Raw genomic sequence first — 14,073 nt, 5'->3', positions numbered from 1 at the left:
CCATAGTTGTATCTATAAAATTCTACTTCCCTTAAGTTATAATTTAATACTTGAGGGAGGTAGAAAAAATGATAGGAGTAGCAATGTATATAACTATTAAATCACTGGAATTTTGCTTGACTTTGAGGGGTTCTACCTTGCTTGACAACTGTTTTCGGCAGTTGCAAGGCAAAGCTTGGCTTTGCCTTGACAACTGTTTTCGGCAGTTGCAAGGCAAAGCTTGGCTTTGCCTTGACAAACCCTTTTTGCTAAGTATTATTGAAAAAGATGCGGATGTAGCTCAGTTGGTAGAGCACGAGCTTCCCAAGCTCGGGGTCACGGGTTCGAGCCCCGCCATCCGCTCCATTTTCGCATGAAAACAAATATATTTGATGAATTAAACGATAAACAGAAAGAAGCCGTTTTGTATATGGACAATCCTTTGCTTATCTTAGCCGGTGCAGGCACGGGAAAAACGAAAACGCTTGTTCATAAGTTAGCCTACCTTGTGGACAGGGGACTAACCCCTCGAGATATTGTTATGCTTACTTTTACCAATAAAGCGGCTGATGAGATGAAAAGTAGAGCAGAGAAATTTTGCAATGTAAGCATGAAAGGAATGTTTATCGGTACATTTCATTCCATTTGTACCCGTATTTTAAAAATTGAGCTTCCTTATGATTTCGTTATTTACGATGGAAGTGATCAAAAAACATTAATAAAAAATATTTTAAAAGAACTTAATGTCGATATAAAAAAGAATTCTCCTTCTCGTTTTTTGAATATTATCTCCGAGGCAAAGTGTAATTTTATGTCCTTGGATTCTATAGGCGATAGGTTGGTAAAAAGGGTATATAAAAAGTATGAAGAGAGATTGAGAGAGGGTTATGCCTTTGATTTTGATGATCTTTTATTAAATGTTATTACCTTGTTTCAAAAATCAGAAATAAGAGAAAAATATGAAAATAAATTTAGGTATGTACTGGTTGACGAGTTTCACGACACAAACCTTCCTCAATACGAGTTGATAAAGTTTCTTTCTCTTAAGACAGGAAAAGTGTGTGTGGTGGGAGACGAAGATCAGTCAATCTATTCCTGGCGTGGTGCCAGAGTTGACAACATGCAGAGATTTGTGGAAGATTTTTCCGCTCACATAATAAAATTGGAAAGAAATTATCGTTCTACCAAACCTATATTGAATCTGGCAAACAAGGTCATCTCTTGCAATAAAGAAAGGATAGGAAAGGCATTGTTTACAGAAAAAGACAGCGGTGATATGCCTTATGTAAGAATTTTTTTCTGTCGCGAGGAAGAGATTAAATTTGTTGTTAGCTGTATCAAAAAAGAAAAGGATTTAAATGAGACAGCGATGCTCTATCGCAATCAATATCTTTCTCGTCTTTTAGAAAGGGAGCTAATCTTAGAGAGAATACCTTACAGATTGTTGGGAGGGGTTGGATTTTTTGAGAGAAAGGAGATAAAGGATATCTTAAGTTTTATGAGAATTCTCGTCAACGGTGGGGATGGTGTTTCCTTTTTGCGATCGGCATCCTGCATACCGCATATCGGAGAAAAGACATGTCTTCAGGTAGAAAGGTTGGTTAGAGAAGAAAAAATTTCCTATATAGAGGCGGCGAGCAGGCAGAGGAAGAAAGAAATGAAAAATTATGCTCATATCATGAAAAAGTTGCAGGAGACGATACATAAGAAGGGAAAGGCAGGAGATTTCTTTAAAGAACTATTTAAACAAACAGGGTATTTAGAACAGTTAAAGGACGATGAGGAAAGAAAGAGGAATATAAAAGAGTTTATTGACTATGCGATAAGTTCTATGGAGGGTGAGGGCTTAACTGTAAGGGATTTTTTAAACAACATTGCACTTTTGGGGTATAAGAGAAACAGATTGAGAGATGAGAAAGATGCAGTAAACCTAACCACCATACATTCTGCTAAAGGATTGGAATTTGATACGGTATTTATTATAGATGTGGATGAGAATATTCTTCCATCTAAAAGGAGTTTGGAAGAAGGAATATACAAGAGCAGTTTAGAAGAAGAGAGAAGATTGCTTTATGTTGCTATTACCAGAGCGCGTAAAAAGGTGTTTATTTTGTCTGGAGGAAGACCTTCTGTTTTTATGCGGGAAATAGGAAAAAGGCAAAACATTAGGTGGCTGTAATTAGTAAACAGTAAATGAAATAGAGGATAGCAATTTATTTTTCTCGTCCAAAATATCCACCTTCCAATTTCCTTTCATTTTTTCTGTAATGAGCTTTCTACTCCAGGTGCGCCATCTTTTTCCCCTAACATATAATGAAATTTCTTGTATTTCTTTTTGTTCGTGGTACCATACATGTTTAATTGAGCATTCTTTTCCCGCATCTTTGATTTCTGTGAAGCAAAATAGAGAAAAAGGTTTTTTAAAGATAAAGCTTTTTTTGGGTGCTCTTGGCTCTCTATCCTTTATGCCTTTACAAATATATATTCTTGCCACTTCCAGATGATCCGCTTCTTCATTTTTATGTGCTATAAAAGATTGAACGGAAAGCGGATGAGATGGTTTTTGCACAAGGGCGGTGTTTGATTCAGGAGAAATTATCGCTTCTGGGCAGGGTTCTTGTGTAATGGTAATGTTTGATTCTAAAGGAGCGGTCTTTTTTATATGATTTTTAGTTTTTTTCTTAGAGGGAACGAATAACCAGATTATCAGTAACAAAATTACTAAAGTTACAACAAACCTAATGATTTTCTTGTAGTTTGGAGGTTTCGGTGGAGGAATGGTTTCTTTCTGAGGTTCATCTTTCTTCAAGACTTCGTTCTTGTAGCGCGTGAACACCTTTTCTGGAGAAAAGCCTAAATATAAAGCATAACTGCGGAGATAACCTTGAATATAAACTAAGGATGGCAACTCATCCCATCTATCTTCTTCCATTGCTTGCAGAAACTTGAGAGGAATCCTCGTTTTTTCGGATAAAGTTTCTAAAGCAATGTCCTTTTGTTCTCTTTCTTTTCTTAAAAATGTTCCTAAAGAATCCATCTTTGAAAAATGTCATAATTTATCATTATTGTCAAATGTTAAATGCGATTGTAGCAGATATTTTTTTCTTATCTGTTTGAAAATTTCTCTTATCTTGGGGCTGACATAGTCTGGATAAGTCCAGGACAGTGGTCTGAAATTTTTGTTTTGATATATTAGTGTTAAATCCGCATAAACTCCATCATTTAGATAGATGCGATGGGTAAAATTTTTGCCAGTAGCCAGAACCAATCTTTCAGCACTGATGTAACCAGGGTCAATGTTGGCTTGTCTCTTTCCATCTCTGGTATATTTTAACTCTACCTGATTGGTTTCAAGTTTTATCTTTGGTAATATTTCTGGGGGTATCAGTTTTAGAAAACTGATAAATTGTCGTTTCAAAGGTTTGCCCATCTCTTTACAATAATAGTCTGTAAAATCAAAGGGAAGAATTTCACTCACAAAATCTGTTTGGCCAAATGCCCTGTTAAGGTCGTGCATAACACACTCGAGAACCTCTTTTTCTTTGAAGATTATGCTCATTATTAATTTAACAGGCTTGGATTTCTTTAAGTGACTCATGAGCTTTTCTAATTGTCTTCATTCAGTTTTATTCGTTTTATTCAAGTACAGAGTCTGTGTTGGATAGGCGAATTCAATTCCTCGTTTTTCAAATTCTTCTTTAATTTTGAAGTTTATTTCCTGCTGAATATTCATATATTTATTGTAATTTCTACCAACGATGTAATAGACTATTTCAAAGATGAGACTAAAATCCCCATAGGAGAAGAAATGCGCACGATCGAAAACAGTATCATCAATGCTTTTTATAATATCTCTAATTGTGGTTGGTATTTCCTTTAATTGTTCTAAGCTGGTTTCATAGGTGACGCCCAACCTAAAGATTACGCGGCGTTTGCCCATTCTTTTATAGTTGCGCAAGCGTGAACTGGTAAGGTCGGTATTGGAAAGCACTAATTGCTCTCCTCCTAAACTGCGTATTCTTGTGGTTTTGATACCAATATGCTCAACAGTTCCTAAGTAATCGTCAATGATGATAAAATCACCAATTTCAAATGGGCGGTCAAAGAGTATGGCAAAGTAACTGAATAAGTCTCCCAAAATTACCTGGGCCGCTAAAGCAATCGCTACTCCTCCGATACCTAAGCCGGCAATTACTGCAGAAATTTTAAAACCGAGATTATTCAGTAAAAAGACAATGCCCAAACCCCAGATAGTTATCTTTACTATAGGCATTATTGCCTTGATGTTGCGCTCTTTGGTTGCATCTTTTCCTTTCAGCCAGTAGTTTTCCAGTGCGTAATTGATTATTTTTATAAAGAAATAGACTCCAAAAGCAGTTAGAAGAGCTATACCTAAAGCATCGATAGCTTTATTTAGAAAAGAATTCAGTGTTAAACACCTGGTGCTCAGGTAAAAAGCGCCAAAATACAGCAAGGGAAGGAGTGTCTTTTCAATGATATGAATTAAGAAGTCATCTATGGTGGTATTACTTTTCTCTGCCCACTTCTTCAAGCGTTTTAAGACGATGATCTTGAATATTTGTATAATAAAGACAGAGACGAGAAAAACCGCAATAAAAATAAGATAATCCAAAATACGGTTTTGAAGGAACGTTTGTTGCATAAAACTGTTGAGCATTTCAGTTTCTCCTGTCGTCGGCAATTAAATTAAGCAAATAGGATATATTCTCCTGGAGTGAATGACTTGTATCTATAACCACACCTTCATTTTCGGAGAGATGTTCAAACTCCTCTTTTTGCTTTACATATATCTCCCATCTTCCATCAGAAACTGTCTTTTCCTTCTCTCTCTTTTTTAATCTTTCTTTTATTTCTTTCTCCTTACATATTGTTTCTACAAAGATAGGTTCTATACCCAATTTGGCAACCTCGCTTTGCACTGTTTCTCTCTTTTTCTTTTCTCTATAGGTAGCATCTAATATTACATTTTGCCCCCGTTTTAATGCATTCTTTGCCCTTTTTATCATTTCTGCATAGGTTTTTTCTGTGGCTTGAGATGCGTATATCCCCTCATTATAAGAAGCCAATTCTTTTTTATAAGGAGAAATAGACAGGAGTTCTTTTCTTACATAATCAGAATGAAAGATAAGAGAGTTTAATCTCTTTGCCAATTCTTTAGATATTGTTGTTTTTCCAGTTCCCGTTAAACCTATAATACAGAATAGGGTGGGTTTATATCTTTTTGGAATATAGCTGTAGGATAGATCAAAATACTGCCTGGAAGTCTCATCATTTGATTGAAAAGCATGAACCTTACCCCTTACATAAGCCCGATAAATTTTGTAAAAGGGAACGATAGATGACAGGTTGCAGTCGTGAGAAAAGCCCGCATAAGAAGATATGAAATATTGGGAAAGCTCTTTTTCGTTATGAAAATCCAGATCCATTGCTAAAAAGGCAACATCTGAAGCTGTATCGGAGTATCTGAACCGATCATTGAATTCTATACAGTCGTAGATGTATATGTTGTCCATTATGCAGATGTTTTTAGAATACAAATCCCCATGACAATCACATATTCTCCCCTGTTTTATCCTTTTTGCAAATAGGTCTTTATTTTCCTTGTAAAAATCATCGGTGTATTTAAGAAGAGCATCATACTGATGTCGTGTAATCAAATTGTCTATGTAGTCTTTGGTTTGCATGAAATTTTCATCTGTATTGTTCTTAATCACCTTTATCTCACCAAATTTATCAATGTCTGTGTTTCTCTCTGCTTTTTGATGAAAATTGGAAATAATATATGCAATTTTCTCTATTGTTTCTTTTGAAACCTTGTTTTTTTCCAACAATTCATCCATCATTTTCTCTTGCGGCATTTCTATCATTTTCACTGCATAATCTATTATTTTGCCTTTTCCGCCTATAGTTATTCTTCCCCCGTCATCGTTTATAGGAACAACTCCGATGTATATATCGGGCGAAAGTCGACGGTTTAACTCCACCTCCTTAAAACAGAAAAACCTTCTTTTCTCCAATGTGGAATAATCTAAAAAACCAAAATTTACAGGTTTTTTCACTTTATAAGCGTATTTGCCTGTCAGAAACACCCATGAAATATGGGTTTGCAAAAGCTTAATGTACCTTATATCTTCAGAATAGGCTTCTTTCTTTAAGAGTGTCTTTGCAATATCCATGTTTTCTCTCCATAAGCGAGTATATACATCCACAATAATTTTGTCTGTATATATTGAGTTTCTTTGAAATTTCTACGCTTCTTTTAAATCCATTCTTTTTTTTGAAATCTTCTTCCAAAAACTTCACACCAAATTTTTCAGATAGAATTTTACCAATGTGGAAGATGCGTTTTTCATCCTTTAAGGGACTTACGGTCAAAGTGGTTGTAAAGTATGGAAGATGTAACTCTCTGGCCAATTTCACTGCCTCAAGCATTCTCATCGCATAACACACCGTGCATCTTTTTCCCTTCTCTGGTTCGCGTTTGTATATATAGGTCATCTTAAACCATTTTCTGATGTCGTATCTTCCCTCAATGAGCTTTGACTTCCATTTTTCAGCCAGTTTCCTTACCTCATCCAATCTTCTTTCGTATTCTTTTTTAGGATGGATGTTTGGGTTGTAGAAAAAGAGTGTTATCTCGTTGAACCTCTCTTTTAACCTTTCTATGACAGATGTGGCACAGGGGCCGCAGCAGACATGCAGGAGTATATTATTTTCATTTTTTTTAATGATAGAAACAGGTTTGAAAGACAGGCGATGAATGGGCGATACACCAAATTTTGCAAGCAATTGCCTGTGCAGCTTTGTTCCATAAGCCTTGTGTTTTTCAAGCCCGTATTGAGGATACATATCAGAAAAAAGTATCATAAGTCTGTCTCGCCACACCTTAGCCAAGATGGAAGCGGCTGCAATAGCACCTATCTTTTTATCGCCCTTTATGATTGTTTTATATTTTATGGGTAAAGAAAATTTGTCTTTTCCATCTATAAGTAAAAAATCAGGTTTTTGAGGCATGTTTTCTATTGCCCTTCTTATGGCCATTTCCGTAGCTCTGACAATATTTACTTCATCTATTTCCTTATTTGAAGCCATCCCTATGCCCCAGATTGTTTTACTTTTTATCTCTTCATATAATTTTTCTCTTGTATGTGGAGATACACTCTTTGATTCTTTTAAAAGGGGAAAATGCACATTATTTGGTATAATTACGCAGGCTGCGACGACAGGACCTGCCCAGGGACCCCTGCCTGCTTCATCTACGCCGCCTACCAGTCTTGCCATTCTCTCTTCTTGGAAAATACACGAGAAAGTAGTGGAAGATTCATATAACAAGCGATTACACTACATTTTACGATAAATAGAAAATAGATTCTATCGTCATTTAGTTCTGATAGTATTTCAAAGTTTCCCTGTCCTTTGGAGATAATAATATCTGCATCATAAAATGCCTTTTTACATTTTTCACTACAGCGAGAAATATCCAATCCCGGTATGGCAGCACCACTGGAGAGGACTTCTCCTATCTCCTGCATGTTTATAGCTTTCATTTCATCTATGGTGATATCATTTATAATCGGTGCTTTTCTGGCTACGGTCTTTATATTTATTTCTGGATAGATTTGTTTTATGGTTTGTAGGAGTAGTTTATCAAATACTATCTCTCCTGCATTGTCGGCAACGAAAAAGAGATTTTTTGCCTTTTTTAATTCCTCTATAAAAATTCTGGAATCATCAAGCGTTATTGTGACAGAAAGGGATGTATTTATGGCGTCATCTACATCAAATTTTTCCATCTGTGAGCCGAAATCTATTACATTTCCCGCTAAAGACAGTCTTACTGCCGTATCTATGGGATTTTTTGATTTCTTTACTATTTTTTTTAGTTGGGGTAAGTAAGAAAAGGCAATTTCAGTAAAATCTTGTTTAACCTTTTTGTAAGGATCATCGTTATTCAATACCTTTTTTATGCGTGAATATACACCTTCTGATATCACTGGTGGGGGCACAGCAAAATCTACATCAGATAAATATTTTATGACAGATATTGCCGCCCGCATTTTTTTTTCTTCACTTGCCCCGATAATATTCGATGCTCTCAGTGCTTGATTCATAAAACATAAAATGCATTCGGATTTTGTTTTCATTTTCTTATTTTAGAATATATAATAAGCCTTAAATTGTCAACGAGGAGGCAAAATGCGGTTTCCAAAGTTAATGGCACGTCGGTTAAGGAAAAGTGAACAAATAAGGGAGATGATAAGGGAAACACGGTTGTGTGTGAAGGACTTTGTTTATCCCCTGTTTGTGAAGGAAGGAATACACACTCCCGTAGATATAAAATCTATGCCTGGCGTGCAGCAGTTGCCTTTAAAAGATTTAATAAAACAGGCAAAAAAAACATATAATTTAGGTATACCGGCGGTAATTCTGTTCGGCATTCCATTGCATAAGGATAAATTGGGCACCGAGGCTTACAATGAAAAAGGAATAATAGTTCAGGCTATTAAAGCAGTGAAAGATGCGGTGCCGGAGTTGGTAGTCATCGCCGATGCCTGTTTTTGCGAATACACATCTCATGGACACTGTGGTGTGATAGACAAAGAAGGCAGACTTCTAAATGAGCCTACCAGAGAATTATTAAGAAAAGAGGCTTATGTGTATGCTAAAGCAGGGGCAGATGTTATTGCTCCCTCTGGAATGATTGATGGCATGGTAAATGCTATCAGAGAGTCGTTGGACGAGGAAGGTTATGAAGATGTAGCTATTATGTCCTATTCTGCAAAGTATGTTTCTTCTTTTTATGGTCCTTTTCGTGATGCGGCAGAATCCTCTCCACAATTTGGTGATAGAAAGGCATATCAGATGGATATAGCCAATTCCAGAGAGGCAATAAAAGAGGTTATGCTGGATATTGAAGAAGGTGCAGATATTGTTATGGTCAAACCTGCCTTGCCATATTTGGATGTTATAAAAGAGGTTAGCAACAAATTTCCATATATACCCTTAGCCGCGTATAATGTGTCTGGTGAATATGCGATGGTTAAGGCAGCAGGAAAATTGGGTTATATAGATGAAAATGCAGTGATGATGGAGATGCTCACTTCTATCAAGAGAGCAGGAGCGGATATTATAATCACCTATTTTGCTCTGGATGCGGCACATCTTTTATAAGGACATAGGTCTTTTAAGGGACAATCTTCACATGACGGTTTTCTGGGATGGCAAAACTTTCTTCCTAATGTAACGAAATAGGAATTAATCTTTTTCCAGTATTTTTGAGGGATGATTTTTTTTAGTTCTTTTTCCGTTTCCAAAACATTTTTTGTTTCTACTAAGCCCAATCTATTAGAGATGCGATGAACATGGGTATCCACGCATATCTCATCTTTATCAAACGCAGCCGATAAAACCAGCGTGGCAACTTTTCTTCCTACGCCGGGAAGGGAAAGGAGTTCGTTTAATTTCTGTGGTATCTTTCCGTTGTATTTTTCCAAAACTGTTTTTGTCAATATCTTCAGGTTTTTTGCCTTGGTGTGATAGAAACCTACCGGGTAGATAAGCTTTTCTATTTTTCCAACAGGCAACTCATTTAGTCTGTGTATATCAGGTGCATATTCAATCAATTTTTTTAATGCCTTTTCTGTTACTTCGTCTTTGGTACGAGTGCTTAATATAGCACCAATTAACACCCAAAATGGGTTTTTTTGCCTGCTTACATACGGCCTTTCAAGTTTTTTTAAGCGATGAAACAGTTCTTCTGTGTCCATTAACTGAGCGCTTTTTCATTTATCCTGATCTTTGCTTTGGTTTTGAGCTGTTTTAGGAAATCTTGTATTGCTGTTTCTCTTTCTTTTTGTTCAAGCTTTTTCCTTGTTTCATTTTTTAATTCGTCATATTCTTTTTTATCTAGTGTTTTTCTTTCTTTTAGCTGATAAATATAAGCGATTCCATTAGATATACAAAAATCGCCTTCTTTTTTCTTTAAAGAAAATACATTGTTTTTTAAACATGTAATTTTAACTGTTCCACTCATTTTGCTAAAGTAAGCTGTTTGCTCTAATTTTAATTTTTCCTTAACTGCTAAGTTTTTTATGTCCCTTGATGATAAGATTTTCTTCATTTCCATTGCTTTATTTTTGAGCAGCTCTTTAGATTTCTCTTCTTTGTATTTTTCTATCACTTTTTCCTTGATCTTTTCGAATGACGGAATGTATGCTGGCTTTTTATCTAATAGCCTGAACACAATGTAATTTTTACCCGATTTTACCGGGGCACTCACTTTTCCTTTGTCCATATACAAAGACTGTTCAATTATATCTTTATTTAAAGGCTCTTTTACATCTCTTATGGAGAAAAACCCTGTTTTTGTTGCTTTTAATCCTTTTGATTGCACGATTTGTTCAAAATCTTTAGGCTTTCCCCTCAACTCAACCTGCATTTTTTTTGCTTCTCTAAAAATGTTCTTTTTCGACTCTTCCACGCGTAATTTTTGGGCGATTTTTTCTTTTACATCTTCAAATGGCAAAATATGTTTCGGATTTATATCTGTGACCTTTACAATATGATACCCATAGATTGTCTTGAATGGTTTGGACATTTCTCCTTTCTTCAAATGAAAAACAGTATTTCCAAATTCTTCTACTACTGCATTCCTCGTTATATAACCCAAATAGCCGCTTTTCTTTTTTGAGAAAGGATCTTCCGAATATCTCTTTGCCAATGTTGCGAAATTTTTCCCACTCTTTAATTCTCTATAGATTTTGTTTATCTTTTCTTTTCCTTTTTGCCATTCTTTATCATTATCTCTGGGGGGAATTTTTATCAGTATATGATATACCTCTCTTTTCTCTGGAACGGTAAATTGGCTTTGGTGTTTCTTATAGTAATTTGATATTTTCTTATCATCGATCTTTATATTTTTCTCTACAAATTTCGGTGTGATTTCTGTATATATAATCTTCATTTTTACAGGTAGTTTGAAGGTATTTTTATGTTTATCGTAGAAAGATTTTACATCTTTTGTTTGGGGTTTGATGTCTTTTACCAATGACTTTCTATCTAACTTTACATAAGCTAATCTGATTGGAGTATAATTTTCGTCAATATAATTCTTTATTTCGTTATCACTGACAAAGACTTTTGATGCTACACTGTTCTTTAGTTTATCTATAATTATGTCTGTTTTTAGGGAAGCCTCAAAGTTTCTGGGCTGAACGCCATTGGTCTTTAATATATTAAGATACCTTTGTTGTGAGAAATGCCCGGGTTTGTCCCAGAAAATACTCATGTTTTCTATTGTTTTCTGCACCTCCTCATTTGTTGCCTTTATATTTCTCTTTTTAGCTTCTTGAATAAAAAGTGCTCTTTCTATTAATATGTCTACTGCCTTTTGCTTTAAATTTAGCTTTTTTAGGTCTTCATCGGTGAAATTGTTGGAAAGAAGCTGGGAATAGAAACGATACAGGCGCCTGTATGTATTTTGAAAATCTTCCATAGTGATGGTCGTTTTGTTGACCTTTGCTACTACATCTTCTCCCATGTGAAAAGGACCACTTACAAACAGGAAAGCACCACCGACAACAAATGCGGCGATGCCTACCCATACCAGAATACTTAAATGCTTTAGATTTTTTCTTATTACTTGTAACACACTCCCTACCTCTTTCTGTCTTTAAAGCCTTTTTACAAAATATTTGCCTGAAGGTCAAGCAATTCTACAAAGCAGAATTGCTAAAGGTTGCTTAAAATGGGAAGGAAGGGTATGCTATACCATTCACAACATTTGACAATAACTCAATGCGAAATTGAAGGTTTTGGTCCGCTTCAAAGTTTGCCTCGGTTGATAGGTATGTTACACGCATACGCCACTGGGCATATACTTAACGTTGTCCGAAATTTCTTCGAGGCTTTTGGAGGTGAAGTATGAATATTCCATATATGATTGATTGGGCAATTACGAATAGATGTAATCTCAACTGTCTGCATTGCAGGGGAATGGCCAAAGAAGAACTTGACAGTAGAACTATTTTGAGAGTAGCTGAAGAGATACCATCTCTTAAACCGAGGTGGGTTATTATTGAGGGCGGAGAACCGCTTTTACGCAAGGAATTATTTGAAATCCTAAAAATAATCCACAAAAGTAACATTAAAATTTATCTTATCAGTAATGGCATGTTGCTTGACGAAGATTTAGGCAGAAAATTCGCAGAGTTGGATGTGAATCTCATGATAAGCATAGATGGAGCAGATAAAGAGAGCTATGAAAAGATAAGAAAAGGAGCAAGATTTGAAAAGTTAAAGGAATCTGTGGCAATTGCAACTAAGTATAACATTCTTGACTGCTGTCCTGTAACTATTGGAAAATACAATTATCAGCAAATTGGCAAATTGTTTGAATTCGCAAAGGAGATAGGATATAAAAAGATCACATTTTTGGGATTGAAACCCTGCAAGAATTATGAAAAATATGTTTTAAATGGAGAAGAGTATGAGGATTTTTTCTTTTCTGTCATTAAACATCAAAAGGATTATCAGATGGATGTATATGTTGATGAGCCATTCTTTAAACCGTTTTTGAAGGAACATAATATAAATTATTCACCAAATCCTGAAAATGGCATTATAGTTCCTGATGTTTCTCGTTGTATCTTCGGTGATTATATGTTTATTGAAACAAACGGGGATATAAAACCGTGCACATTTGCTCCTGTTGTAATGGACAATGTGAATGAAAAACCTCTTGGTGAAATATGGAATGATATGCAGAATTCAGAATTGATTAAAGAGATAAGGGATTTTTCAACAAGGGGAAATCCCTGTAAGGAATGTAAATATTTATATGAATGTGGGGGTTGCAGGTCAAGAACCTTTGGTTTAACTAAAAACTGGACAGTGTCGGATCCATGTTGTCCACTTCACCCCGTTAGAGAGGGATTTTCTAATAGGGTAAGGAGAACAAGTCAATGAGAGTTGTAGGAATAGACCCAGGGACATATAGCTTTGACCTTTTCGGAATGGAAGACAGCCAAAAGGTCATTATAGATGAATCAATTAAATCAGAAGATATTTTAAAAAATCCATATTTGCTTCTTGAAAGGCTCGAAGAATTGATGCCACTGGATATTGTTGTTGGTCCATCAGGGTATGGAATACCGCTAAAAAGAATAAAGGATATAACAGAAGATGATATTGGGAAAATGATCCCTTTAGATACGCAAATAGCCGTAAATGAAGGGATAAAAAAAGTGCTTTTAGAAATGAAAGAAAAAGAAATACCTGTTTGCTTTACCCCCGGTGTTATCCATCTCGAAACTGTTCCATCTTACAGAAAATGGAATAAATTTGATATGGGGACAGCAGATAAAGTATGTTGTATAGCCTTAAGCATAAAAGATCAATCGGAAAGATTAAACATCCCTTTTAATAAAACATCTTTTGTCTATGTAGAAATAGGATATGGATTTACAGCTGTAATGACTGTGAAAGATGGGAAAATTGTTGATGGGATAGGTGGAACAAATGGGAGCATAGGATTTCTTGGATGTGGGGGAATGGATGCTGAGATTGCAATCAGATTAAAACCTCCAGTGACCCAGGAAATTGTTTTTCAAAAAGGAGTAAAAGACTTTGTTGGAAAAGATATTGAACCCAGAGATTTGATAAACTTTAAAGAAGCTATGCTGCTTTTAGGAGAGAGCACAGAAAAGGATGTTGCATCAATGCTTGTTTCCATGCCCAATCCAAAGGAGATTGTTTTATCCGGTAGACTAATAGACCATGATTTCATAAGGGATGAACTTACATGCAGGCTAAATAAATATGCTCCTGTAGTGAAAGTGAATAAGTTATCAAGGATTGCAAAAGAGGCCGCTTGTGGTGCTTATATTATTGGGGAAGGGTTGCTTGGTAAAAAATATCATGAGCTTGTGGAAAATATGGGTATATTAAATGTTGGACATGCGAATTAAAAACCCTAAAGAAACTCTGAGTTGCTTCGCATCTTGCCTTCGGCACAGGCAGGCAAATGCTCTTCGGGCAACTTCGCATACACCGATACCATTAGGCGAAATAATA

The 14,073-nt window shown here is 35.7% G+C and carries 12 protein-coding genes and 1 tRNA gene; 5 read left to right on the top strand and 8 right to left on the bottom strand.

What is annotated here, in order from left to right:
* Positions 1-269: 269 nt before the first annotated feature.
* Positions 270-345: transfer RNA gene (locus tag J7J10_01210), tRNA-Gly, on the top strand.
* 7 nt (positions 346-352) lie between these two features.
* On the top strand, positions 353-2,158 hold the full coding sequence (locus J7J10_01205) for a UvrD-helicase domain-containing protein (GenBank protein MCD6129562.1): 1,806 nt from the start codon (positions 353-355) through the stop codon (positions 2,156-2,158).
* Here the strand turns inward: J7J10_01205 and J7J10_01200 are convergent, their stop codons facing one another.
* From J7J10_01200 to J7J10_01175, 6 genes are all read right to left on the bottom strand, one after another.
* Positions 2,159-3,016 (bottom strand): DUF2914 domain-containing protein, encoded by an 858-nt coding sequence (locus J7J10_01200; GenBank protein MCD6129561.1) that lies wholly within the window; start codon positions 3,014-3,016, stop codon positions 2,159-2,161.
* A gap of 12 nt (positions 3,017-3,028) precedes the next feature.
* Positions 3,029-3,577 carry a DUF4416 family protein gene (locus tag J7J10_01195; GenBank protein MCD6129560.1) on the bottom strand — a complete coding sequence of 183 codons (549 nt, stop codon included), beginning with the start codon at positions 3,575-3,577 and terminating at the stop codon, positions 3,029-3,031.
* Between the two features lie 18 nt (positions 3,578-3,595).
* Positions 3,596-4,657 (bottom strand): mechanosensitive ion channel family protein, encoded by a 1,062-nt coding sequence (locus J7J10_01190; GenBank protein ID MCD6129559.1) that lies wholly within the window; start codon positions 4,655-4,657, stop codon positions 3,596-3,598.
* A gap of 1 nt (position 4,658) precedes the next feature.
* Positions 4,659-6,176 carry an AAA family ATPase gene (locus J7J10_01185; protein ID MCD6129558.1) on the bottom strand — a complete coding sequence of 506 codons (1,518 nt, stop codon included), beginning with the start codon at positions 6,174-6,176 and terminating at the stop codon, positions 4,659-4,661.
* Positions 6,133-6,849, bottom strand: a complete 717-nt coding sequence (locus J7J10_01180; GenBank protein ID MCD6129557.1) for an epoxyqueuosine reductase QueH — start codon at positions 6,847-6,849, stop codon at positions 6,133-6,135. The genes J7J10_01185 and J7J10_01180 overlap by 44 nt, the downstream gene beginning before the upstream one ends.
* A gap of 416 nt (positions 6,850-7,265) precedes the next feature.
* Complete coding sequence (locus J7J10_01175) at positions 7,266-8,144, bottom strand: DUF89 family protein (GenBank protein ID MCD6129556.1); 879 nt, start codon at positions 8,142-8,144, stop codon at positions 7,266-7,268.
* A 52-nt stretch (positions 8,145-8,196) separates the two neighbouring features.
* On the opposite strand from J7J10_01175, the gene hemB reads away from it, so the two are divergent.
* Complete coding sequence (hemB, locus tag J7J10_01170) at positions 8,197-9,171, top strand: porphobilinogen synthase (GenBank protein MCD6129555.1); 975 nt, start codon at positions 8,197-8,199, stop codon at positions 9,169-9,171.
* Here the strand turns inward: hemB and J7J10_01165 are convergent.
* On the bottom strand, positions 9,138-9,767 hold the full coding sequence (locus tag J7J10_01165) for an endonuclease III (protein ID MCD6129554.1): 630 nt from the start codon (positions 9,765-9,767) through the stop codon (positions 9,138-9,140). The two genes, hemB and J7J10_01165, sit on opposite strands and share 34 nt — an antisense overlap.
* Entirely contained in the window at positions 9,767-11,650 is a 1,884-nt protein-coding gene (locus J7J10_01160) for a SurA N-terminal domain-containing protein (GenBank protein MCD6129553.1), read from the bottom strand. Before J7J10_01160 ends, J7J10_01165 begins: the two co-directional genes overlap by 1 nt.
* Positions 11,651-11,922: 272 nt before the next feature.
* Between J7J10_01160 and J7J10_01155 the strand changes: the two genes are divergently transcribed.
* Together J7J10_01155 and J7J10_01150 are read left to right on the top strand one after the other, a co-directional pair.
* Positions 11,923-12,966, top strand: coding sequence for a radical SAM protein (locus J7J10_01155; GenBank protein ID MCD6129552.1), 1,044 nt, complete (start codon positions 11,923-11,925; stop codon positions 12,964-12,966).
* On the top strand, positions 12,963-13,967 hold the full coding sequence (locus tag J7J10_01150; GenBank protein ID MCD6129551.1) for a DUF1464 family protein: 1,005 nt from the start codon (positions 12,963-12,965) through the stop codon (positions 13,965-13,967). The genes J7J10_01155 and J7J10_01150 overlap by 4 nt, the downstream gene beginning before the upstream one ends.
* The last annotated feature ends 106 nt before the right edge of the window (positions 13,968-14,073 follow it).

Source organism: Deltaproteobacteria bacterium (assembly GCA_021159305.1).
Taxonomy (GTDB): Bacteria; Campylobacterota_A; Desulfurellia; order JAGGSF01; family JAGGSF01; genus JAGGSF01.
This window is presented reverse-complemented; position numbering and strand designations above follow the sequence as displayed.